The 22894-nt window shown below is 46.7% G+C and carries 20 protein-coding genes, 1 tRNA gene and 2 pseudogenes; 10 read left to right on the top strand and 13 right to left on the bottom strand.

Features of this window, described 5'->3' with window-relative positions; genetic code table 11:
- Positions 1 to 31: 31 nt before the first annotated feature.
- Both MJO46_RS13355 and MJO46_RS13350 read right to left on the bottom strand, forming a co-directional pair.
- Complete coding sequence (locus MJO46_RS13355; RefSeq protein WP_253989715.1) at positions 32 to 2836, bottom strand: immune inhibitor A domain-containing protein; 2805 nt, start codon at positions 2834 to 2836, stop codon at positions 32 to 34.
- A 307-nt stretch (positions 2837 to 3143) separates the two neighbouring features.
- Entirely contained in the window at positions 3144 to 3737 is a 594-nt protein-coding gene (locus MJO46_RS13350; protein ID WP_253989714.1) for a YhgN family NAAT transporter, read from the bottom strand.
- Positions 3738 to 3956: 219 nt separating this feature from the next.
- On the opposite strand from MJO46_RS13350, the gene MJO46_RS13345 reads away from it, so the two are divergent.
- Together MJO46_RS13345 and MJO46_RS13340 are read left to right on the top strand one after the other, a co-directional pair.
- Complete coding sequence (locus MJO46_RS13345) at positions 3957 to 5564, top strand: metal transporter (protein WP_253989752.1); 1608 nt, start codon at positions 3957 to 3959, stop codon at positions 5562 to 5564.
- A gap of 62 nt (positions 5565 to 5626) precedes the next feature.
- Positions 5627 to 6406, top strand: a complete 780-nt coding sequence (locus tag MJO46_RS13340) for an NRDE family protein (RefSeq protein ID WP_253989713.1) — start codon at positions 5627 to 5629, stop codon at positions 6404 to 6406.
- A gap of 24 nt (positions 6407 to 6430) precedes the next feature.
- On the opposite strand, the gene MJO46_RS13335 is transcribed toward MJO46_RS13340, so the two are convergent.
- Positions 6431 to 6880, bottom strand: a complete 450-nt coding sequence (locus MJO46_RS13335; protein ID WP_253989712.1) for a DUF4440 domain-containing protein — start codon at positions 6878 to 6880, stop codon at positions 6431 to 6433.
- A gap of 148 nt (positions 6881 to 7028) precedes the next feature.
- On the opposite strand from MJO46_RS13335, the gene MJO46_RS13330 reads away from it, so the two are divergent.
- Positions 7029 to 7592: a lysophospholipid acyltransferase family protein gene (locus MJO46_RS13330; RefSeq protein WP_253989711.1), complete on the top strand. Its 564-nt coding sequence runs from the start codon at positions 7029 to 7031 to the stop codon at positions 7590 to 7592.
- A 68-nt stretch (positions 7593 to 7660) separates the two neighbouring features.
- Here MJO46_RS13330 and MJO46_RS13325 read toward each other — a convergent pair whose 3' ends face one another.
- On the bottom strand, positions 7661 to 8929 hold the full coding sequence (locus MJO46_RS13325; RefSeq protein WP_253989710.1) for a mechanosensitive ion channel domain-containing protein: 1269 nt from the start codon (positions 8927 to 8929) through the stop codon (positions 7661 to 7663).
- A 199-nt stretch (positions 8930 to 9128) separates the two neighbouring features.
- Here MJO46_RS13325 and MJO46_RS13320 point away from each other — a divergent pair, with 199 nt between their 5' ends.
- Complete coding sequence (locus tag MJO46_RS13320) at positions 9129 to 9698, top strand: outer membrane protein (RefSeq protein ID WP_253989709.1); 570 nt, start codon at positions 9129 to 9131, stop codon at positions 9696 to 9698.
- 17 nt (positions 9699 to 9715) lie between these two features.
- On the opposite strand, the gene MJO46_RS13315 is transcribed toward MJO46_RS13320, so the two are convergent.
- The 4 genes from MJO46_RS13315 to MJO46_RS13300 form a co-directional block, all read right to left on the bottom strand.
- Positions 9716 to 10108 (bottom strand): DUF1090 domain-containing protein, encoded by a 393-nt coding sequence (locus tag MJO46_RS13315; RefSeq protein ID WP_253989708.1) that lies wholly within the window; start codon positions 10106 to 10108, stop codon positions 9716 to 9718.
- Positions 10109 to 10787: 679 nt separating this feature from the next.
- Complete coding sequence (locus MJO46_RS13310) at positions 10788 to 11273, bottom strand: hypothetical protein (RefSeq protein WP_253989707.1); 486 nt, start codon at positions 11271 to 11273, stop codon at positions 10788 to 10790.
- Between the two features lie 304 nt (positions 11274 to 11577).
- Positions 11578 to 12414, bottom strand: coding sequence for a DUF2971 domain-containing protein (locus tag MJO46_RS20000; RefSeq protein ID WP_253989706.1), 837 nt, complete (start codon positions 12412 to 12414; stop codon positions 11578 to 11580).
- A 93-nt stretch (positions 12415 to 12507) separates the two neighbouring features.
- The gene (locus MJO46_RS13300) at positions 12508 to 13017 is read right to left on the bottom strand and encodes a hypothetical protein (RefSeq protein ID WP_253989705.1); all 510 of its coding nucleotides are present in this window, start codon (positions 13015 to 13017) and stop codon (positions 12508 to 12510) included.
- A 634-nt stretch (positions 13018 to 13651) separates the two neighbouring features.
- On the opposite strand from MJO46_RS13300, the gene MJO46_RS19905 reads away from it, so the two are divergent.
- The 3 genes from MJO46_RS19905 to MJO46_RS13290 all read left to right on the top strand — a co-directional run bounded on the left by MJO46_RS19905 (position 13652) and on the right by MJO46_RS13290 (position 15756).
- A complete protein-coding gene (locus MJO46_RS19905; RefSeq protein WP_259512830.1) occupies positions 13652 to 13777 on the top strand; it encodes a hypothetical protein in 126 nt (41 codons plus the stop codon).
- 205 nt (positions 13778 to 13982) lie between these two features.
- Entirely contained in the window at positions 13983 to 14621 is a 639-nt protein-coding gene (locus tag MJO46_RS13295) for a DUF3157 family protein (RefSeq protein WP_253989704.1), read from the top strand.
- 139 nt (positions 14622 to 14760) lie between these two features.
- Positions 14761 to 15756: a DUF481 domain-containing protein gene (locus MJO46_RS13290; protein ID WP_253989703.1), complete on the top strand. Its 996-nt coding sequence runs from the start codon at positions 14761 to 14763 to the stop codon at positions 15754 to 15756.
- A gap of 57 nt (positions 15757 to 15813) precedes the next feature.
- Here the strand turns inward: MJO46_RS13290 and MJO46_RS13285 are convergent.
- Positions 15814 to 15957: pseudogene (locus MJO46_RS13285) on the bottom strand (MliC family protein); the annotation flags it as partial.
- A gap of 297 nt (positions 15958 to 16254) precedes the next feature.
- Between MJO46_RS13285 and MJO46_RS13280 the strand changes: the two are divergent.
- A complete protein-coding gene (locus tag MJO46_RS13280) occupies positions 16255 to 16869 on the top strand; it encodes a hypothetical protein (RefSeq protein ID WP_253989702.1) in 615 nt (204 codons plus the stop codon).
- A gap of 116 nt (positions 16870 to 16985) precedes the next feature.
- Complete coding sequence (locus MJO46_RS13275) at positions 16986 to 18311, top strand: M48 family metallopeptidase (RefSeq protein ID WP_253989701.1); 1326 nt, start codon at positions 16986 to 16988, stop codon at positions 18309 to 18311.
- A gap of 65 nt (positions 18312 to 18376) precedes the next feature.
- Here the strand turns inward: MJO46_RS13275 and yedF are convergent, their stop codons facing one another.
- The 3 genes from yedF to fdhD form a co-directional block, all read right to left on the bottom strand.
- Positions 18377 to 18610, bottom strand: a complete 234-nt coding sequence (yedF, locus tag MJO46_RS13270; RefSeq protein WP_011070517.1) for a sulfurtransferase-like selenium metabolism protein YedF — start codon at positions 18608 to 18610, stop codon at positions 18377 to 18379.
- A complete protein-coding gene (gene yedE, locus MJO46_RS13265; protein WP_253989700.1) occupies positions 18610 to 19824 on the bottom strand; it encodes a selenium metabolism membrane protein YedE/FdhT in 1215 nt (404 codons plus the stop codon). The genes yedF and yedE overlap by 1 nt, the downstream gene beginning before the upstream one ends.
- Positions 19825 to 19934: 110 nt before the next feature.
- Positions 19935 to 20771, bottom strand: coding sequence for a formate dehydrogenase accessory sulfurtransferase FdhD (fdhD, locus tag MJO46_RS13260; protein WP_253989699.1), 837 nt, complete (start codon positions 20769 to 20771; stop codon positions 19935 to 19937).
- A gap of 141 nt (positions 20772 to 20912) precedes the next feature.
- On the opposite strand from fdhD, the gene MJO46_RS13255 reads away from it, so the two are divergent.
- Positions 20913 to 21007, top strand: a tRNA-Sec gene (locus MJO46_RS13255).
- Positions 21008 to 21076: 69 nt separating this feature from the next.
- On the opposite strand, the pseudogene selB reads toward MJO46_RS13255, so the two are convergent.
- Positions 21077 to 22894: pseudogene (selB, locus tag MJO46_RS19995) on the bottom strand (selenocysteine-specific translation elongation factor); the annotation flags it as partial.

The raw sequence follows: 22894 nt of genomic DNA, 5'->3' as shown, positions 1-22894 counted from the left end.
ATTTTATATTTATCGGCTCAACTTAATCGTATTAATGCTGGCGGCGCCAAACGAATAAGCCAAGAAATGCGAGACTTAACCATCCTAAACTGCCGCCACCTGAACTTTCCTTGGCTGGCGGAGTGACGGGGGCGGTCACTGTGATAGTCTTACTGCTGCTAGCCTGACTATTCTGTTCATCACTGACCTTCAATGTCACAGTATAAGTCCCCGCTTTCGCATAAGTATGGCTCGGTGCGACGGCTGAGCTAGTCAAACCATCACCAAAATCCCATGCATAGGTTAAGTTGCCTGAACCACCCGCAGACGTATTAGTGAAACTCACAGTCAACTGGTTAGCAGTGTGAGAAAAGTTAACCGTGAGAGGCAAAGTGATCACTAGGGCTTGAGTGGCTGTAGCTTGGTTACCCTTAGCATCGGTCACCGTCAGCGTGATAGTGTAATTGCCCCCATTGGTATAAGTGTAAGTCGTTGAGGCAAGCGTGCTTGAAGCACCCGCAACCCCAAAGTCCCACCCATAGCTATAACTACCTTCTCCCCCTTGGGCAACCGCAGAGACAGCCACGGTTTGACCCGTTTGTACTAAGGTAATCGCGGCAGTTAATGGGGTTAACCCAGGATCGGCATTGGCATTTGCTAAGCGGATCACCGCCGTGCTGTTGTTACTCGCCTGGGATAACACTTCCATAGTCACCCCCAGTTTTTGTAACACCATCCCCGATTGAGGTTGCAGCGGCGCACTGTAATCTAAGCTGTCATCGAATAAGGTGACTGCACTCAGGTGATTATCACCGTCATAGGCGGTTTGCCTTACCGTGCTAAAGGCGGCATCGCGGATCTGCTCATCGGTCGAACGAGTGCCTATCATATTTTGGTCGGCATCAATCACCCCAATCAAACTATGGCCAGCATGGCCCGACACATTATTATCGCTATAACTAAAATCCTCTAACCATAAGAGCACCCCGGGATCAAAACCCTCATCCCTTAAACCCGCGTCTATACCATTATGGCTGCGCAGCTGGATAAGATAGCGGGATGCGGCACCAGGGCGAGTATTAGTGATCCGGCTATAACCCGCTAGTGTGGCTTTGTTCGCGACCTCAGCATTATCAGCATAAAGCTCACTCGAACCTTGTTTAATGCTGATATTATCTATGGTGATCCCCGACTCTTTTACCGCCTCATCGGTCACATAGTTAAATTCAATGGTGGCGGCCTTACCAGCATAACTCGATAAGTCATATTCTAAATTTACCCAAGCATCACTACCCACAGCTGTCGAGATAGTCGATGATTTATCGGTAATAATGTGCCGGGCGCTGTTAATTGTGTTGCTGGACTTAGTGTAATTACCCGCAATCGCCACGCCGTTCACTTTTACCTGCATATAGTCGTAGTCGGTTTCAATTTCCCAACTCGCCTGCATAGAGAGCGTGAGTTTATCCGTTGTACTCGGCAAATTAATCGTAAAGCTCATGCTATTAGTCAGCATATCCCCTTGACCAGAATAGTACTGATAGCTGCCCTGATAGGGTGCTTTAAAGGAAATCTGGGCTACGGGTAATGGAATCGAAACTTGGTTAATAACCTCTTGATTAACCGCCTCATTCAGAGTGATTTCCATCCCAGCTTTAGGAATGCTCTCTAGGGCAATTTCACGCTCATTAAGCCATTTGCCTTTGTATTTTGTCTGCAGGTAAGAACGGGCATAGGGGCTAAAGCCACTGGGCTGCGCACCGGGTATAGTCCCAGCCCAACTGCCGCCGGACATTAATGACCACAGCCCCACTGGCGAACCATCTTGGTCTTCAGCATCAGAAGTATCGTACTCATCGGGTAGCCCTAGATCATGGCCAAACTCATGGGTACAAACCCCAGTTGCCGCATCTATAGGTTGAATAGTGTAACCAAAGACTTTTTTGGTCGACCCCGGAATACTGTAGCCTTGAGTGCTTTGGTCAACATAATAACGATGGGACCAGATGGCGTTATCCCCTAATTTCCCGCCCCCGGCCTCTTCACCTATGCTCGAGTGAAAGATCATCACATGATCGATAATGCCATCGGGCTCGTCGTAATTACCGTTATCGTTTAAATCATACGGATCTTCAACATCATAGCTTGCTAGCTCAGCCGCCGACATACTGGCTGCGGCTTGGGAAACGGCTTCCTTTACCAGTTCAGTCACTTGCGTATCACTGCCAGTGTCAGGATCATTGGCGCCATAATATGTGGCATTTTGACTGGCGCTATACCAGCCCTTTACATCCCCAGTGAAAAAGAAACTCTTACCCGACACCGCCTGATAATACTGATATCCCGACGTCAGTGTCTGCCCCTGTGGGCCAGCAAATCCCGTCGTTGAAAAGAGTAAATTCTTATAGTGGGAAACCGGATAGCTAGAGTAATACATGGCGGTATCACTGGCCGTTAATCCATTGTTATTAAATTTTAAGTCTGGAAAATCAATCAGTACTGTTAAAACTTTAACGGTTTTGGTCACATCGGCATCGGCCAATACACGCTGCGCCGGAGAACGCAGCATCTGGGATGATTGGGCTTTGTGCTGACGGGCATGTTCGGCCTCAACCTCGATTCGAGGTAACTTAGGTTGTGCAACCAAGGCTCGCTGAATGTAAGCCTGAACTGCGGCCTGCTTAACGCTCTCACTCGCATCGGCAGACACTTCGCCCCGCTTAATCAACCAATATAGAATACGATCTTTATTAATAACCCCCGCATCCGCGGGCGTTTGCTGGGGCGCAGCCATGCTCGCGCCGCTGATCAATGCCAGCATTAATCCCAATGCCGTCATGGCTTTTGTTGTTTGCATCTTCAGTTTTCCTTCCATAACGACTTATGCGCCTCGGCCAAGCAACTTATTAAGGCTAGCGCCCGTTGCTAATAAGACAAGTACGCCTTTATATACGGCAAGATTGAGTTAATTCTTCCAGCCTGAACAGGAAGAGAAGCGCCAACATTATCAGCACCACATCTGAGTAACAACTCGATATATTACTTTACAGAGTTGATTTTATATTTTGTCAGCATTCATTCAGCTAGCCGTCAATTTAAGTCTTCGGCCATAAAAAAACCGTATTAACGCTAAGTTAATACGGTTTTTGTTACAGTGGGGCATGTTATCCCGCGGTTTTCATATAATTTGAAACACCATCGAGGAACATTTGTACCGATATCATCACCAGTACCATACCCATAAGACGTTCAACGGCAGTTAACCCCTTTTCACCCAACATGCGGGTAAAGAGCTTATAGAACATTAGGATAACTGCACTCGCTCCCCAAGCAGAGACTAAGGCTATGGTCCAGTCGCCCATACGGGAACTGTCGGTATGTGCCAGTAGGATCAATGCAGCGAGGATCGATGGGCCCGCCATTAGCGGGATCGCCATAGGGACGATAAAAGGCTCTTCACCTGCGGCTAGGCCGACTACGCCGCCGGGTTGCGGGAAAATCATCCGAATCGCAATCAGGAATAAAATGATGCCGCCCGCAATGCTCACGGATTCGGAGCGAAGATTTAAGAAACTTAAGATTGCCTCTCCCGCATAAAGGAAGGCAAGCATGATCACTAATGCAAAGAGCAACTCGCGGATCAGTACCTTACGACGTTTTTTCGGATCGATATGCCTTAAAATCGATGCGAAAATCGGTAAATTACCGAGGGGATCCATAATCAGAAACAACATAACTGCAGCAGAAAATATATCCATTTAACTTTATCAACGCCTAAGCAAACATAAGCCCATATTGTATAACCTTTTCTCGCCGTAGGTCTGAAAATTTATCGGTTAAATGGCGAAAGTAAATAAAATGTCTTCCTCCAATTCGATGTAAAAATATCAGTTGAGTAAATTGCCACTAAGCCACTGCTCACTTTGCATTACAGCTGGTATACTATGGCGTTTTTTCAGTAAATTTCCGTGGAATTCATGCTCTATCTTCTTGCTAGTTGTATTGCACTCTTAATCGGGCCGCTGTTTTACCGCTACTTTTCATCGGGCAGCGGACTACAGAAGGGACTCGATGGCTTTATATTCGTCTCCTTAGGCGGATTAGTGCTGATCCATATTTTGCCAGAACTACTGGAACATGGTGGCCTGCTGGCAATTGTCTTTGTGGTGCTGGGTTTATGGGGGCCGACAGCCAGCGAACGTTTATTCCACCGCTATTCTGAAATCACCCATAATTTTGCCCTATTTTTAGGCATTGGCGGCTTATTACTACATACAATCACCGATGGCACTGCCATGGTTTTAGCACAGCAGGATGGCAACTCCATAATGCTAGCCCTTGGTGTCATACTCCACCAACTGCCCGTCGGTTTTGCAGTGTGGTGGGTTCTAAAACCCCATCTTGGTGCCCGTTGGACAGTCCTTATTTTTGCAGCCATTATGCTATTCACAGGTATAGGCTATTTCGCTAGTGAGCAATTCTTACCTTATTTAAATATTGATGACACTATCTACTTACAGGCCTTTATTACAGGTTCAATTCTGCATGTAGTATTACATCAACCCCATGGTCAGCATGAAAATGATACGCAAGGCAAATATGAATACCAAGCTGGGGTTGGTAGTTTATTAGGCATAGCCTTGCTAATGGCTTTGCTAATGATTGATTCTGGTGGTCACGAGCATGCTCACCACGACCACAGCACAGAGCAATTAATGAGCTGGCTAATGACTATCGCGCCCGTACTCTTGCTCAGTTATGCCGTCGCCACACTGCGTTTTAAATTGGGGTTAACGCCACAGGACAGCAGCCTGTCCCGCCGCTGGTTCCAACGCTTAGCGGGCCCAGAGGCGCTGGTGATCACTGTGCTATTACTCGGCCCTTGGTTGGCAGTATTTCAGCTACTGGTGGTTTTTATCCTGAGTGCTTATTTGAGCCACGCCCAGGTTGAAATCACGGATCCCCACACTAAATTACCCAGCCATGCCCTACGTTTTGGTTTTGCCCATTTAGTTGACCGCAGCGCGCCTTGGATTTTGCTCAGCCTAGTGCTGGTCAATCTTATCGGCCACCCATCCGTCCCCTTAAGCAATCCAGTGTTGCAGGTCATAGTGCTATTATTAGTCTTTTTACCTATGCGTTTCTGTAACTTAGGTGCAGCAGTACTCGCCCTAGCCCTCGCTTACAGCGGTTGGAGCCCACTGGCCATTATGCTGCCCTTGATAGCCGCGCCTGTGCTCAATATTGCCCAGCTTAGATTGATGACATGGACGCAGAGAGGCATTTTACTGGCGATCATTAGCGTCGCTTTAGTCGCGGCGCTGCGTTTGCCTATGTGGTTCTCATTGATAACATTGCCGGAAACTCTCAATCTAGTGGCATTACTCATGCTCTCAGGACTGTTTGCCGCAAGTTTATTGCGCTTAGGCCCCCGTAAATTTTTACGCCGCCTGATGTTGGTAAAACCAGCCCCCCATGGGCATTCACACGGGCATAATACCCATGAACAGGCCCACAAACACGCCCACCATGGGGCATCGGCACAGAAGCCACATTCCCCTGCCGATAAACACAGCCACCACTAATACTGTTCATTTGTGGATAGACAGGCTAAGTTAATCCTATCGTTGGATTAATTTAGCCTACCATGTGCATACTTTTCATCGCCCTTAATGCTCATCCTAAGTATCCCCTGATCATCTGCGCCAATCGTGATGAATTTCACCACAGGCCAACGGCGCCGGCGCATATTTGGCCGCCGGAGCAAAATATACTCGCGGGTAAGGATTTACAGGCAGGTGGCACTTGGTTTGGAGTGAATAAGCAAGGCCAAGTTGCGGGCGTCACCAACTTACGCATGCCACAAAAACAGCAAGAGGCGATGCGCAGCCGTGGTGAACTTATCATTAAAGCATTGAGTTCGGGTTCATTGATTTGCCCAAACTGGCTCAGTGAACATTGCGATGATTATCAACCGTTTAATTTGGTTTTTGGCCAAGGCACTGATCTATATTGTTTTAACAGCGTCAAGCGGGAAACGGTAAAATTAGCCGACGGTTTCCATGCGATTAGCAATGGTGCCCTCGATGATATTTGGCCTAAAATGGCCAAGGGGCAACAGGCATTAGAGGCCCTGATCAAGCAGGCGGGCGACTTCGATGTGCAGGCACTGATCAAACTGATGCAAGACGACTCCCAGCCCCAGGATAGTGAGCTACCCAACACAGGCGTCGGGCTAGAATGGGAGCGGCGTTTAGCGGCGATTTATATTCGCCACCCAGACTATGGCACCCGCTCCACCAGTATTTTGCTCGAAGATACATTGGGCGCGATCCACTTCACCGAGGTGAGATACGATGGTAAAGGCAGACGCCTCGGGCAGCAGGATTTTCACTTTAGCCTGCCAACAGAACCGGTTGAATCCTAAAGTTCGCGGCCCTTATCCAGCCCATTAATCCGAACTGTGATCCATAGTGATCACCCAGCGGTCATCAATCTTTTCTACCAAGAGGGTAAACACCCCTGTAGGGGCATCCTTTGGACGGTGTAAATCCCATCGTCCCACCACCATGGCCGCATAATTGCTGAGCATTTTGATTTCTTTGATAGTGAACTTCAGCTCACCCAGCGTCTCTTTATTCGGATAGTTTTTCTTGTAGGCTGCAAGGGTTTCATCCCAGCCGTAACGAAATTTACCATTAGAAACAAATCGCAATTGGCTACTCTTCCAGTAACCTTGCATATAGGCATCGAGGTCGCCGCGGTTCCACGCATCTTCCTGCCCCTTCAGCATTTGGGTGATCTCATCCGTAGGTACCGCACTGGCATAACAACTCAGCAGCAGTAATAACAGCGTGGTCCCCTGCAACATGCATTTTTGTATCCATCCTTTCCGTAACATCCATCCTTCCTGCAACATAGTAGCGCTCCCCTAGAATCAGGTTAGACTGTACTATAGCGAATTCGGCACAGACTATCCTGCCTAAGCCGATTTATAATTCAAAAAAAGCTGATGATATTATTAATTTTTCGACTCTGAGCACTGAACTATGTTTACAAGATTATGCTGCTGGCTACTAAAGATTTTGGGGTGGCAGATTGAAGGGCAACTGCCCGAACTGAAAAAATACATTGTAATAGTGGCGCCCCACACCAGTAACTGGGATTTTATTATTGGCGTCCTCGCCCGCGGTGCTTTAAATACGCGAATTCACTTTCTCGGTAAGCATCAGTTATTTATTCCACCTTGGGGATGGTTCTTTCGCGCCATAGGCGGCAGCCCAGTAGATAGGCGTAAAAACAATAACTTAGTCGATAGTGCCGTACAGCTTTTTGAATCTAAACCCGATTACAAGCTAGCATTAGCCCCCGAGGGAACCCGCAGTCCCGTTAAACGCTGGAAATGCGGTTTCTACCATATAGCCAACAAAGCTGGGGTGCCGATTGTTCCCGTGGGCCTAGACTTTAGCCGCCGCACTGTGGTGATCCACACGCCATTGCAACCCAGTGGCGATATCGCAACCGATATGCATGATATTTTGAGCTTCTACCGCACCATTAAAGGCCGCCATCCTAAGGTGATACCCGATTTTGTGGCGAGCGCGAAACATTAGTGACAATGGCGGCTTCGGCGGCGTTTGCGCGATGATCAACGCATCGCCGCTATTTTAGTCAGTCGAGTTTAGCCCTCAACCTTCACCGATTTTAAACTGCGAATATCATTGCCCGTCGGCGCTTGAAAGGCCTGCAAGCCAAACTCTGGCAATACCGCAAAGATATGGTCGAAGATATCGGCTTGTATCGCCTCATAAAATGCCCAACGGGTATCGTTAGTAAAGATATAAATCTCTATTGGTAACCCCTCGGTCGTTGGCGCGAGCTGACGCACCATTAAGGTCATATCCTTGTGCACCTTATCGTGACGTTGTAGATATTCCTGCAGGTAAGCGCGGAAGGTCCCTACGTTTGTTAGATGACGACCGTTAACCATCATATCGAGATCGGAAACCTTAGCATTAGACTCGCGAATCTCATTGATTTTTGCTGGAAAGTATTCTTTCAAACAGTTGATTTTACTGAGACGATTCCGCTCTTCCTCGGTCAAGAACTTAATGCTGTTGATATCGATATTAATGGCGCGTTTAATCCGACGGCCGCCCGACTCCGACATACCACGCCAGTTGCGAAATGCATCCGACACTAAGGCATAGGCGGGGATCATAGTGATGGTTTTATCCCAGTTACGCACTTTGACTGTGGTCAGCGAGACTTCTTCTACCGCACCGTCGGCGCCGTATTTGTCCATCTGGATCCAGTCGCCCTTACTCACCATACGGTTAGCCGCTAACTGAATGCCCGCCACAAAGCCCAAAATAGTGTCGCGGAACACTAACATCACAAAACCCGTTGCTACCCCTAAACCGCTGAGGAAATACACGGGAGATTGGTCGGCCAGAACTGAAATAGAAACAATAAGCCCTACAAAGAACAGGAATAACTTAGTGAGCTGGACAAAACTTTTCACCGGTAAACGCCGGCTGACTAAATTTATATCTGAAATTTCATCGACCGCATCTAAACCCGCATAAATAGCGCGGATCATCAGCACCACCAGCCAAATACTCAGCAGCCTGTCGATTAAATTACTTAAGATTTGATGTTCGGTTAAAGCGATGGGCACTAATAGATTGAGCACGATTGCAGGCACTAGCATGGCCAGTTTTTCGAGCACCTTGTAGCGCATAAACACATCGTCCCAGGTGACTTTGGAGCGCAGGATCACCATGTTGACCGCGCGTATGACTACACGTCGAACAATGAGATAAGCGATACCCGCAAGCAGTATGCAAGCAATGATCATAATGCTGGTAGATATGCCGTCCGAGGGTTGGCTATCAATCCCAAAGCCCGCTAACCATGTCGAAATTTCGAGCCTTATTTCCTGATCCACAATTCCACTCCACTAGCGCAACAAACCCATACAAAGGTAACGGCCGAGTTGACCTCGGTTAATGTCACCCTAGAAAATACTCATACCCAAACACAATAAATTTACAAATACTTATTTTAAAAGAGATTTTAGCATTTTGAATTGACCTGACACAAAGGAAAATGAACAATCTTCAACCTGATCCCAAGGAACTCATCCCATGTGTCGTTATTCATACCCGCTAGCCTATCTTAGCATTGGACTACTGAGCCTATGCCAACCGCTTCAAGCGGCCGAATATAACACTTATCAACCATCTGTTATGTCGGATGAAACTGAAAACACCCCTTATATCGCGCTGATGCTCGATTACGTTCCCGCCGCAGACAACCTCTACGGCATTACAATAGCCCCCTATCATTTCGATAATAACTATCAGCAATGGGGTTATTACTTAGGTTATGCCCGCGGCCGCGAAACCGATATTACCGTACCAGAACCCGCGCAGTCCCACCGCCAAGAAAGCCTCTGGCGTTTAGGTTTAAGCTACAGTTTCACTGAGGATTTAAGCTTTTATGCGGGCGGCAGTGCTTATATCAACACCACAGCTTATACCAACAATATTTCGCCCAGAATAGTCGATGGCAAACCCACTTGGGAAGAAGATAAAACCACTCAGTGGGGCGCTGAAGCAGGCCTTAGATACCGAGTCACCGAGCATCTCATACTCAGTGCTGGCTATAACTCCAGCACTGAATCTGCCGTTTTGAGTATTGGTTACGCAGGGTAAACCGAAAGAGTCTGAAGTTATTGCGCGAGTTCGGCTCTAGCCTTAGCAAGCTCAGATTCAACTTCTGCAATTTTTTGGCGTTTTTTATTGATTTTATCCATAGACTTACCATCAGCAATTGCTTCGGTAAGCTCATGTTGACGCTCGGCTAATTTAGCTTCCAAGGCCTCAATCTTAGCTAAACGTTCGGCAGTTAAGCTGTCATCATCGCAATGGTTAGCGACCTCACTATAGGCCTTTTCAAGTCCAGCGACTTTATGCTGATTACCAGCAGCCTTAGCCTCAGTGAGTTCAGCACTTATAGCCGCTAATTTTGCAGCGCAGCCCGTTTTAGAGATCTCATCAGCCCAAGCTAGACCACTAAAAACTAAGCAAAAAACCAATCCATAAGTATGATATTTGATAAGCATTTTACCCTCCTTAAGTGTACTAACTCATACACAAACTGACAGTTTTGATTATAGAGTGTGGCTTAATCGTACAACTTCCACTCAAAAGCACACAACTCAATGGGGGACAGAAGAGCATTGAATATTGAAAGACTAATATCATTGCTTGGTTATTGAATGCAGACCATATTTAAGGGCGAACCATGGTATTGCTCACCTTTTTAGCATCGGTGTAGCTTGCAGGTTTTACAGAAACACACAGCATGCTCTTGGACAAAAGTACTTTAAGAATTTCTGAATAGCACTGCTGAAGGATCATACTTGGTCATTTTATTCTTTAAGTGCTGGCTTATGATGAGCCATGGCATTAGCGTAACCTGTAGATTTAAAGGTCTTACGCAGCACACTTTGGGACAAAACCTTATTAGATAATTCACTCTTATGAGCCAGATTCGGATTAGCTATTCTATTAGTAATGCTTCGTTTGGCTACAAACTAATCAATGAACGATATAACCTGTCGGAATAGGCATAACAGGGACATGAATCAGTTCTCCAGAGATTTGATTCATCTTAAGAGAAAAAACAGCCCCAGAATAGCCGCAAACGGGGCAATAGGGCGGGTTTTAGCGGCTCGCGTGAATCAGTCTGGTGTAGAGTGATTCACCCGCTCATATTGGACAAAGCAAGCTAAACGACGTTTAAAACATATCATCCCAGTCTCGGTGCCTTGTCATTCTCAGAATTAGCAGATCATTGAGAATTCTTATACCCGTATGAGCAAAAAACAATCCATTTAAAAAAACAACACACGCAAATATGTTGACAGACCAAAATATGCATTTAACAAATTCATTAGCAGAAGCAATATCGATTACATAGTTGTTAACTTTAAACAGTAGATATTTAATTAACGACGTTACAATTACTAATATAGCTCCGTGAAGCAACCTTTCCCCAGCGAAAAGAAGACGATCAGAAATACGTTTATCCTTTTGGGCTACTGCGATGGAAAAGCATATCGCCGACAGACCCAACATTACTGCAAATGCAGCGTTTATTAAGGTAGTTGAATCATTTGTAACGTCTATAAAAAGTATTAGCCCATACATTCCCGTGAATAGCATAGCCAACACTACTGGAGCCTTATATACGAAATTAACTATTTTAGGTTGCTGAGTTTCCATAGCTTTATCTTAATACCCATTTTAGATCAAAAACATAATACACTTTTAGTGTTGCCTGCAACCTGCTCAGGCTATCATTGTTTGAACAACTGCTATAAAACATTGCGAGTACCTAGCAGGTTTTTTGTGCGTGAATCAGACTAGGCAAGTCTGATTCACCAACACGGTTTTGGACAAAAGCGTGATAGACCCTTTGCTCTAACTTGTCAGTTTCGAATTAAAATTTCTATGGAGATAACACTCTGCCCATGCGCGCGAACTTGTGAGCGTCGCATGAGCAGCAGACCCCGTATGATGCGGATTGTTATAACTCAACGAGCTCGATCTTGAACTCTGTTGGTGAAATAATTGCCTGCTTAACCACCACGTTTTCATATTTTGAACCAAGAATGTTGAGCAGCTGATCTTTTTTCTTATTTTCCATACGCGCTCCTAAGATAACTTCTTTAACTGCACTTTTTGGAAAGTTAAAAAGGTGTATAGGATACGTTTCCGCCTCAATCACTTTATTTGAGTCGCTTAATACAGCACACATACGCCACTCTTGCTCATAAAACCAATCTTCAGATTTAACTAAGAGCAGTTCAACTCCAGTAAGCTCCATTACACGTTTTGTCGGTCTATCTTTCGCATATTCTACTTTTCGAAGATGATAAAACTCATCTCTATCGCTTCGTTTATGATTGAAGAACGGATTGTTATCGTCAAATCCTATACAAAATCCTGTATGTGAACGGGCATAGTGCGCCCACATAAGTAAATTGCTGTTTTTCTCCGTTAGCGAAAGAACTCCGATCATTTCGTTTGATTTTTCAGCAAAAGTTTGGGCGATTACGCCACTCATGGCTGAAAACTGCTTATTTATTTCCCGACAATATTGACCGTAGTTTTGTCTTGTTAAAGCTTCTAACTGAGCTGGTGATATTAATGTTCTTAACACAGGGGGGATTTTTTCTAACTCAGTTTTAATTAAACTCTTGATTTTACTTTCGAACACCTCGTCCATTTCTTCTTTTGAAGCCAAAGTTGAAATGACAGGTTTAAACTCAAAAGGATCATTAAAGTCAGCTGGCTGCGTAAAGCGAATAAGATTCGAATCTAAAACATCAATCCTATCAGGCTCTAGATATTTAAATAGCACAGCGCCCTCCTTGAGTTATAACGCCGCCAGCAGGGGCCGAAAAACCTGAGCAAAGCGGTAGTTTTTTGGTCCCTCTGTCTGGCCTTGTTAAAATTAGGACTTGACGGCAGTGACGAAACGAGAAAGTGCATGATATGCCTTGCTATCTTTTTCTCCGTCTATTACAGGGTCCTCGATGTAGCCTGTTGGCGTATGTACTCTAAGCCACACTCGCTTTGCAGACAGAATTTGTTCAATTACAGAGAACGGTATACCAAACCCTTTTGAAGATTCGCGTATAGCTGACCCGGGATAACTAAAGTCAGTTACGGTTTGTGCAGATGATAAGGTTACCTTGTTACCGTCGATGATAAGTTCTGCCTGACTGATAGCTGCATACTCATTAAAAACCTGAACTATGAGAATGGCTGAATCTGGATTTGAGGAATTCCACTGAGCTCCGAGTCCCGTACATACCATTGAGGAGCATGCATTGCCATGCGGATCGATAGAAACCGTTTTGGCATTATCAAAGCCACTATAGCCAATTATCGGATTAGTTCCAGAAGTTGTGGCACAGCCTGAGATAACAAAAGCTAGTGCTATAACAAATAGCATTCTCATTAGATACTCCTTTCTATGATGCTGGAAAATTTTAACGTTTTAGTATTTATACGTTGCGCGTTTACCTCGTTAGACCTGTGGAAACGCGCACAGTTAACTATCTGTATGTAAAGAACTTATCAGCTTTCTGTTAAATACACCATCTTGAAAAACGCGTATGCGTGTTTCCCAAACCTATTTACTAATTTGAGTGAAGTTTATCAAAATGATTTTAAAGGGTTTTGTTAATTTTAGACGGAGAAAACGCGCAAGCTAATAGTTTAAATGCACTCAAAAGCATCTACATTTAAATACGACTGTATATCCATGCATTGTTAGTCGTTTTACGATAGAGCCAAACATTAGGCACATAGATGAGATTTTGTCGAGCAACTCGTTCGTCAGATTTCGATTCACTCAACAAGTGCTAGCAAAAATTGGTTATCCCTAAACTGGAAAAATGATCGTATGCAGGGCATGAACCAGACTAGGCAAGTCTGATTCACTGTAACGATGCTTGCAATCCCTCATGGTCAGGTCTTTCTTTTGGGTACCCATTACTTTAAGTATCTCAAATTATCAGATAACAAAGGGCTGATCTTCGAGCCGTGGCACACTTAGGTGCAATATTTTTTTAGCTAAACGAACAGCAGAAGTGTTAGTTAAGATTGGCATTGTTGCAACTGTGACCGTTGGCGGCATGGATGCCGTCGTCGAGCCCTCAGGGACGAGTTTATGGCGAGTCACAGGGGAAACAATGACAATTCATGCTGCAAACTGACAACAAAGTTATCTTGCTTTGGGGCAAAAGTAAGTTAAATCAACCTGTCGGTTCTGATTGCATCCTGATGTCAATCAGAACAGGTTAAGTCCAGACTAATCCACTTTATTCCCCCAAATGCGACTTAGACAGTGACTAATGCGCGGTAAATTGTTTATGTTAGGGCAGAATATTGACTCAGACGGTTATCGGAGCCTGAAATCTAATGCAAACCTCATTTCGCCTTAGCGCACTTAGTTCACTCTTATTGCTCTCATCCTCAGTGATGGCAGCCGATGTGGCCACCATTACCCTTGAGAATGGCGCACAAGTCAGATTGAAAGATGACTTCACTTGGGAATATATCATCACAGAGACCAAAGCCGCTGAAGCGCCAGCGGTTGCCACCATTGCGGCCACCCCAAGTACAGTTGTAACAACAACGGCAGCGGCAGTAGCCAGCAGCACATCCGCCGTTGAAGCTGCGGCGCCAGTCACCATGCTAACCGCCAATGCCATTGCGCGCCCTGAACTCTTGGGCTCTACCGCCAAAGACGGCATTAAAGTCAGCTTTACCGACAGCCAGTGGAAGGGCGATAAACTCGGCCTTAGCTTCGAACTTGCCAGCACCAGCGGCGAACATGTGACCTTAGTTGAAGTCGAAGCTAGCTTCTTTGGCGATGACGGGACACTCCTCAAAACCGAAAAACTCGAAGTTTGGGAAGCCATTTTCCGCATGCCAGAAACCTATCTACGTAAAGGCGAGCAACGTAAGAGCCCTGTTATTTGGGTCGAAGGCATAGATAAAAACCAATGGCAGAAACAACTTATCAATATCAAGATCACTGAGATCAACTCACGCTAGCCTGGCAAATAAACAAGGGATTGCGAACCGGTTTTCAATCCCTTATTAACACTTTTATGGAATGTTATTGCTTTGTAGCGCCTGTGTTCGAGTAGAATGACGACTCTTACTCTCCATTTATTTTGAGCCCACGAGCAAGATGCATAATCTGATATCCAATCCAGCATTGTACCTTGTTGCTATGCTCTCGAGTGTCAGCCCCTTGTGTTATGCCGACACAGTTTTTCTGCTCAATGGCGATAAAATTAGCGGTGAAATTAAAGAGTTTAACGATCAAAATCTCATCATCAACACCAGTTATACCCCTAAAATTACCATTCAACGCAATGCTATTCTCAGCCTCGAAGTCACAGATCCTAGACCTTGGAGTATCAGTCGCTCCATACAAAAAATCAGTATTCAAGCTTCTAATGAACATGGCATGGTATTCATTAATAACCAACTCACTCCCGTGAGTGAGTTGAGGTATTCGCAGCAGTATGCAAACTCAGATTGGAATTTTAACGGCAGCGTAGAAACCACACTCGATGTCACCAAAAACAAGAAAAATAGCCAGAAGCTACATCTCAAAGGCGATATCACGGCGGAAACTCTGCAATGGCGACACAATCTCAAGACCGAAGTGCGCTACGAGACCGAAGATGACGTGACTAAGCGCAACACCTTCGAAGGACATTATTCATTAGACTATCTGATCAATGAGCATTGGCTGTTACGTCAGGAAGATTTTTATCAACAAGATAAACTCGGCATAGATAGCCATAGCTATTATGCAGCGCTCGGTCCTGGTTATCGTTTTTGGGGTGCTGGGCGCGATAAATTAGACTTCGTCGTAACCTACAACCATTTTTGGCTTGAACAACATTCCTTTAAATTAGAACTAAATGCTTGGGCAGCCTCACTGAACTATAAACAATATTGGTTTGGCGGTATTTTAGAATCCTATGCCGATCTGCAAATTGCCTTCCCAGATATGCCTACGATTGATTACATCTCAAACTCGACCGTTGGACTTAAATATCTACTAACTCAGCGGATTTATTTGTCATTTAAATATGACTTCAACGACACTCAAACAGTGATAGGTAATACCAGAGATACCAGTTACACCTTAGGATTAGGGGTGAACTTCTAATCCTGAATCCTGATAAGCTAACCTATGTGCCATAGGGTGTTTATCATTCAATTAACGCTATTTGCTTACCAGTTTACAGGTCATTTCCGGCGTGTCGTAGCCCCAAACTACTTTTGCCTCACCTTGATGCTCCCATAGGCTCTCATTTCTACCCTGATATTTAGCGCCACTACCACTAGGTTGTACAAACATCAGCAAAATACGCTTGTCGAACTGGCAAAGATTAGCACTAAGCCACAAATACCACTCAATACCAACCCCACAATCAAGCTGTGTTTAACAAACACGCATAAGTGTAGTGCAACCCTATGAGTTATCCCAAGAGTGTCCACTGACGGGCAATTGCCCGGACACTTTTAGACTAACGTGCGGACACATTTTGGTTTACCAAGCGGACACTATTTTTATCACAATGATAAATAAGGATTATTTTATTAGCATAGACTCTGCTTATACATGTGAGTTAATCACAAATACTTATTCATACAAGGAAGCATTATGAACACACGCACTAAAGTATTCGGCGGTTTATTTATCCTCGCGCTGATCCCCTGTGGGATTTGGGCGGCACAACAGACAAGCAATCCGTCATCTACCGAAACCAATATTTCGATCAATAGCCGTAATTATCCTGACTTTTCGTGGATTTATGTGCGCCAAAATGGCGAGCTCACTATAGGCGCAGGTGAGAGCCAAGATTGGAATAAACTCAAAGGCCAAAATAATCCTTATCAAACGGATTATCTTTGGGTTAAGACAGCCGGAAACAGCTATGTGGTTACTGACCCGTACCTTGTGAATCAAGTGAAAGAAGCTGTGCGCCCAATGCAGCTGCAAGGTGAAAAAATGCAGCGCTTGGGTGAGCAAATGCAGGTAAAAGGTGATGCCATCAGTGCCGAAACCAACAAGCTCTTAGTCAATCTCGCCTCGGGTGAAAAAGATGCCGAGGTTAACGAGCAAATTGAAAGCTTAGGCGAGTCGATGGAAGTGATGGGCGAAGAGATGGAACAACTCGGCGATGAGCACCAAGCGTTAGTCAATGTGGCCGAAAAACAGGTTTATGAGCTGGTACAAAACGCGATAAAAAATGGCACCGCCGTATTGGCACCTTAAGCCATTTTTAGCGCTTAAGGGGAAATTGTTGGTTCCCCCCTGTTATAAAGATTGAATTTCCTAGTGAAATTGACTATTTTCACGCCGCTTGTCACTTCACTAGGAAAAGGATCAACATGGAACAAGTTATTACCACAGGGAACGACAATCCCATTCAGATGACGGATATTGTCTATTCGAAGGAAAAATCGCTGTTCACCCTGTTAGCCATTATTTCAGGGCTCATCTGGGCCGGATTGATCATAGGCACTCTAGGTGTCGCGCTGCTTTATGTGTTGGCGTTTTTCATCATCTACCTCTTTAGCCATTCCGCCTTTATCAGCTACTTAAAAGGCACAGCTGTTGAGATCAACGCAGAGCAATTCCCTGATTTACATAAACAATATTTAGCCTGCTGCGAACGCTTAGAAATAAAAGAACCACCAAGAGCCTACCTACTCGCCGCCGATGGCATGCTTAATGCATTGGCGACCCGCTTCCTTGGACGTCACTATATAGTGCTGTTCTCATCCATTGTGGATGCGCTTGAGTCAGATAAAGATGCGCTTAACTTCTATATCGGCCACGAGTTAGGCCATATTCGCCGCAATCATATAGGCAAAGCGCCTTTATTAGTGTTCGCCACTTGGTTACCCCTAGTCGGCGCAGCCTATTCCCGCGCCTGCGAATATACCTGCGATTTACACGGGTTGCGTTGCTGTAACAGTTTACGTTCGGCCACCAATGCCGTTGCCGTATTGGCGGCCGGGGTTGAGCAGTGGAAACGTATGAATGTGGACCAATATATTCGCCAAACCCAAGAATCGAGCGGATTTTGGATGTCATTGCACGAGCTTAATGGCAGCTATCCTTGGTTAACTAAACGTATGGCAAGGGTGCAAGCCAAGGCGCAGGGTAAAGATTATACGGCGCCTTCTCGCAGTGCTTGGGCTTATGTTTTCAGCCTGTTTATGCCACGTATGGGCACAGCGGGTGGCGGTATTATTATCCTCGCAGCCATTATCGGTATCGCCGCTGCGATTGCGATTCCCGCCTATAAGGACTACCAAGAAAAGATGGGCGCGGGGGTAAGTTATGAGGCGCCAACTGATCAAACTCAGGCTTTAACTTTGACCGTTCCCGATACCGATGCTGCGGTTAAGCATATAGATCAGTTACATCTATCATTAACACCCATTACAGATACTTTAACGGCCTACTACCAAGCCAACAAAGCCTGGCCGACAGAATTAGAAGCCCTTGGGCTCACGGATGCACAACTGGCCACCTTCAATCTCTACACCGATGGCATAGTCGGGTTTGTGGGCGGCGAAACCCTAGGGGATTATCAAGACTATGAGGTGTATCTATCGCCCCAAGTCGATGGGCAGAATAATGTCACTTGGGTGTGTAGCAGTAACGGCATTCCCGACGAATATTTACCCGCCGATTGCCAAGGCTAAGATCAAAAAGCGCTGCTAATGCAGCGCTTTTCATTTGCCGTGATGGCCTTATTCTAATGGCTCAATTAACGCTGGATCAGATAGCGAATCGTTGGCCCATTCTGCTCAATCTCTAGCACTTTATAGCCATGATTCTTGGCATCTAAGGGAATATTATTGATTGACTGCGGGCAGTCACTGATCACTTCTAATATCTCCCCCGGTTTCAGTGTCGGCATTGCCTCAAGGGTTGCCACTGCGGGATAAGGGCAAGGCTCGCCCACCATATCGAGTTGATAATCTGGAATATATTGACTCATTACGCCGCCTCCGCGATCAGTTGTTCATCCCGCTTCGCTTTGCGGGCAAAGAAACGTTTTTCCCACAGCAACATGGCCGCAAACGACAATCCCAGCAGCAGATAGGTCACTAATAAGCCGCCCTTATCGCCAAAGCTGGTCAGTAAATTAACTTTGTCCCAGTTGGTTGCTAATGGCTGAGCGATATCATCCCAGTAGTACGCCAGTAAAGTCGAACCTAACACGTTGCCTAAACCGACCCACCAGAAATGCACTTGGCCTTCGACTGCACGGTACATCCAACCCGTCTCACAACCACCCGCCAGCACAATGCCAAATCCAAACAACAGGCCGCCGATCACCGCATTCGGGCCGGCCCACATAATTTTGGGCGGCACACCTAATTGCACATAGCTATAAATCCCGATGGCACTCACCGCCATACCGAGAATAATCGCCTTCGCCATATGGGTGCGTCCGGTGATCCACATATCGCGAAATGCCGAGGTAAAGCAGATTTGCGCCCGCTCAATCAACAGGCCAAAACCCACACCGCAGAGCATAGCGATACCTAGTTTAGGCGCATTGAACATAGTCAATAATCCCCAGCCGATAATCGCCGCAAACACTAACATACCGATGCGAAAACGCCGTCTGGCTTGGTTTTCATCCTGTTTAACCGAAGTCGCCTTATCGACTTTCTTCAATTTCACCGGAATACGGAACATGGGTAACAGCGTAAAGCGCGCGCCAAAGTAAGAGCCCGCCGCCGTCGCGAGGGCAAAAAACCACGCGTGTAAGGAAAACTGCGGAATACCCGTGAAGAAGGCCGCTAAGTTACAGCCCATCGCCAAGCGCGCACCAAAGCCGGCAATAATACCGCCGATAAGTGCCTGAGCAATACGGATACGGCTCTGTGGCATACGCAGTTTAACGTTATTGGCCCAGAGCGCCGCCGCGATACAACCACCAAACATACCGATGATCATCATGCCGTCTATTCGATCTAAGGGAGATCCCTGTAAACCTATCACTTTGAAATAACCCCAGGTTTCAGGATTAGCGCCTACCAGTTGCAGTAAGTGCCCTCCCCAGCGAGTAAATTCCCCCGTGACAGCCCAAAAAGTGCCCGTTAAACCAAAATAGTAAGTAGAAAGGATACCGGCGGCGATTACCGCAGGCATTGGCGCCCAAAATCGAATCAGATATTGTTGTTTAAATTGTTGCCATGTCATGTCATTACCCTAATGAACGAGACTATAAAAAATAAGCGCAACGCGCTTATAACCTGTGTGCCAGAGTGTTTGAAGGCGTTCGACAACTTCAATCTCAAGTGGCCTCACGCTTAAATGGCTTTAGCTAAGCTGACACACTGCTGCCCCAACAGGCGATAACCGTGGGTGTAGAGCGTGGCCCTGCCATTGCGGCAAAAACCGATAAGCGTGATATTGCTTTTCTCTGCTAATTCCAACGCCAGTGAAGTCACGGCGGACATAGCAAACAGAATTTGGATATTGGCACTGGCGGCCTTTTGCACCATTTCGAAACTGGCGCGGCTGGTGAGCAACACGGCGACAGGGCGCTGTGCCTTACGCATTGAAAATCCACCGATTAACTTATCCAGTGCAATATGCCGACCAATGTCCTCAAAGGCGGCGATGATTTGTCCGTCTTGATCTAAGCCCATGGCGGCATGGGTCGCCCCAGTGAGCTTAAAGTGATGCTGATTTTCCTTAAGTTGCCCAAGCGCGATCTGAAGATGATCGATATTAAATCTGGCATCCGAGTCTACACGGATAACGGGTTTAACCGCCTCTTCTAACTGAGCCACACCGCAAAGACCACAGCCAGTACGCCCCGCCATATTGCGCCGCTGCTGCTTGAGTTCCATAAAGCATCTTTGGGTGATCTCCACTTGAATAAGCACGCCTTCGGGGGTGAATTCCAGATCCACCCCTTTGATTTCATTCACATGGGAAACAATCCGCTCCGACAAGGTAAAACCAATCGCGAATTCTTCAAGATTTTCGGGGCTGGCTAACATCACAGTGTGGGAAATGCCGTTATACACCAGCGCAACTCGCACCTCATTGGCTAAATAATCCGTGAGTTCCGATGCCAGTCCCAGCTCTAAAAGGGTCACCTGTCTCTCTGTGACCACAGTATGTGAATGATATTCCATAGCGACCCTCAAAACTCATAAATTCAAATAAAAACAATTAGTTTGCTTATAAAATACGACTCAAGTCACAAACCACTTAATGAAATGCAAATACGCTTGATTCATGTTTACGCATTTTCTACTATCGCTTGGTCTTCTATTGGAAGAACGTCGTCTCCGGTGAGGCGTCCGGATTTCAAATCCGGGTAGGGCTGCCAGCAGTCCTGGGTAGGTTCGACTCCTATGTTCTTCCGCCAATTCTCATGGGAATAAAACAGTTCCCCATCCCGAATTTCCCGACTGTTACTGCGATACTTCCTGCGGGTAAAACCGCTGCGGTCAAAAAACTCCAACAATTGAATGCTGACCTTGCGTCCTAGGCCAATGAGATCCTTAAACTCTGCGGTTTCAAGCTTGCCGTGGGTGTCCACATGCTCACGCACCAGATTGGCGTAGTGGCACAACTGCTCACTCAGCAAATACCTGTCCTTCACCACCGCGGTAATAAAGCCCTGTTGCACCAGTTGAAAACATAACAATCTGAGTTTGGCGGGCTCGAGTTCCAGATATTCCCCCATCTCTGTCACCCACACGGGGGATGTTTGCAGCGCCAACCAAGGGGCCAAGCGTTGCCAACACTGCTGCGCCTCGCTATCGAGGACAATTCTGTGATCCGCCAGCTGTAACAAGGCGCCGCGCAGCACCATCAGCCCTTCTTGGCAGAGGCTATCGAGCACCTTATTGGCAAGCTCGTTGGGTAATATGCTGTGGCTCATACGTTGCAGACGATTACGCCCCAGCCCTAATTGGTCTGGGTGCTGTTGGTGATACTCACGTAACAGCTCAATAAATTGCTGTTTTTCTTGCTCAAGTAACTGAGTCGATAGCCCATAGGTACCGAGACGAGTCAGCCCCGCCTGCGCCAGCATAGCTGCGAGTCCTTCATCGGTTAGCTGCCAGCGCCAACGGATTTCATCGATGCTGAGCGCCTCACTCTGACCGAGTAGCGCCAGCACATTCACTGGGTTGGAGCGCTGAGCCAGCTGTTGTAACTTACTGACACGCTCCGCCGTGCGCTTCTTACGATTGGGGACTTTTAATGCCAGCACCCGCCCTGCGCCCAGCGTTTGCTTGCCGCCAATATGCCTGAGCACTATCGGATCGTCTTGGCATAACAGCAGCGGCTTATCGAGCACAATTTCGGCCAGATAACGCCCCTGCTCATCGGCCTCATCGAGTAGTGACACTCGCCCTAGGGTATGGTCGGCGCCGTGGTGACAATGAACATTTTGCCAATGGGTTAAGGGTTCAAAACTGCGGATCTGCACTACAGGTCTGGTGCACAGCTCAGCCTGAGGCAGACTGCTTAACCAGTCGCCGCGGGCAGGCGCCCTATGGTTATCAACACCAGTAAGATTCAAGGCCACCCGAGTGCCACTGAGTGCTCGATGGACTTCCATCCCTTGGCAGTGAATGCCGCGCACCCGTAATTTCGCTTTTTGCCCAGAGCTGTAGAGGCTATCGCCGACACACACACTGCCGCTAATCACAGTGCCAGTGACCACACAGCCCGCACCTTTAACGCTAAAGGCGCGATCGAGCGTCATCCTAAAGCTGCTGGCATCTTCCGCTTGGGTCGATTGCTGTTCGGCAATATCCAAAATATGTTGCTTAAGGGTTTCTACCCCCGCATCACCTGCATCATTAGCGCAAACCTCAAACACGCCGCTAGCCTCGATACCGTATTCGGCAAGCAGCGCAATTCCCTCTGAAGCCAACTTGGCGGCGGTTTGGTCATCGACCAAATCCCGCTTGGTTAGCACTAAGGTCAAACTATTGAGCGGTAGGAGGGCGAGGATTTGCAGATGTTCGCGGGTTTGCGGCATCACGCCGTCGTCACAGGCCAACACCAGCAGCGCATGGCGCACATGGCTCACGCCCACCAGCATGTTATTGATGAATTTTTCATGGCCGGGCACATCGATAAAGGCTAAGCGAGTGCCATCTCGCAGTGGCATAAAGGCGTAGCCGAGATCGATAGTCATACCACGGCGTTTTTCTTCGGGGAGTCTGTCGGTGTTCATGCCCGTCAAGGCACGGATCAACGTGCTCTTGCCGTGGTCGACATGGCCCGCAGTGACCAT

This window comes from Shewanella sp. KJ2020, assembly GCF_024197625.1.
GTDB lineage: Bacteria > Pseudomonadota > Gammaproteobacteria > Enterobacterales > Shewanellaceae > Shewanella.
The sequence above is the reverse complement of the archived record's forward strand: the minus strand, read 5'-3'. Positions and strand labels throughout refer to the sequence as shown.

Coding starts and splice junctions, on each gene's coding strand:
- MJO46_RS13355 (WP_253989715.1), bottom strand. CDS start 2,836: ATGCAAACAACAAAAGCCATGACGGCATTGGGATTAATGCTGGCATTG.
- MJO46_RS13350 (WP_253989714.1), bottom strand. CDS start 3,737: ATGGATATATTTTCTGCTGCAGTTATGTTGTTTCTGATTATGGATCCC.
- MJO46_RS13345 (WP_253989752.1), top strand. CDS start 3,957: ATGCTCTATCTTCTTGCTAGTTGTATTGCACTCTTAATCGGGCCGCTG.
- MJO46_RS13340 (WP_253989713.1), top strand. CDS start 5,627: ATGTGCATACTTTTCATCGCCCTTAATGCTCATCCTAAGTATCCCCTG.
- MJO46_RS13335 (WP_253989712.1), bottom strand. CDS start 6,880: ATGTTACGGAAAGGATGGATACAAAAATGCATGTTGCAGGGGACCACG.
- MJO46_RS13330 (WP_253989711.1), top strand. CDS start 7,029: ATGTTTACAAGATTATGCTGCTGGCTACTAAAGATTTTGGGGTGGCAG.
- MJO46_RS13320 (WP_253989709.1), top strand. CDS start 9,129: ATGTGTCGTTATTCATACCCGCTAGCCTATCTTAGCATTGGACTACTG.
- MJO46_RS13315 (WP_253989708.1), bottom strand. CDS start 10,108: ATGCTTATCAAATATCATACTTATGGATTGGTTTTTTGCTTAGTTTTT.
- MJO46_RS13310 (WP_253989707.1), bottom strand. CDS start 11,273: ATGGAAACTCAGCAACCTAAAATAGTTAATTTCGTATATAAGGCTCCA.
- MJO46_RS13300 (WP_253989705.1), bottom strand. CDS start 13,017: ATGAGAATGCTATTTGTTATAGCACTAGCTTTTGTTATCTCAGGCTGT.
- MJO46_RS13295 (WP_253989704.1), top strand. CDS start 13,983: ATGCAAACCTCATTTCGCCTTAGCGCACTTAGTTCACTCTTATTGCTC.
- MJO46_RS13290 (WP_253989703.1), top strand. CDS start 14,761: ATGCATAATCTGATATCCAATCCAGCATTGTACCTTGTTGCTATGCTC.
- MJO46_RS13280 (WP_253989702.1), top strand. CDS start 16,255: ATGAACACACGCACTAAAGTATTCGGCGGTTTATTTATCCTCGCGCTG.
- MJO46_RS13275 (WP_253989701.1), top strand. CDS start 16,986: ATGGAACAAGTTATTACCACAGGGAACGACAATCCCATTCAGATGACG.
- yedF (WP_011070517.1), bottom strand. CDS start 18,610: ATGAGTCAATATATTCCAGATTATCAACTCGATATGGTGGGCGAGCCT.
- yedE (WP_253989700.1), bottom strand. CDS start 19,824: ATGACATGGCAACAATTTAAACAACAATATCTGATTCGATTTTGGGCG.
- fdhD (WP_253989699.1), bottom strand. CDS start 20,771: ATGGAATATCATTCACATACTGTGGTCACAGAGAGACAGGTGACCCTT.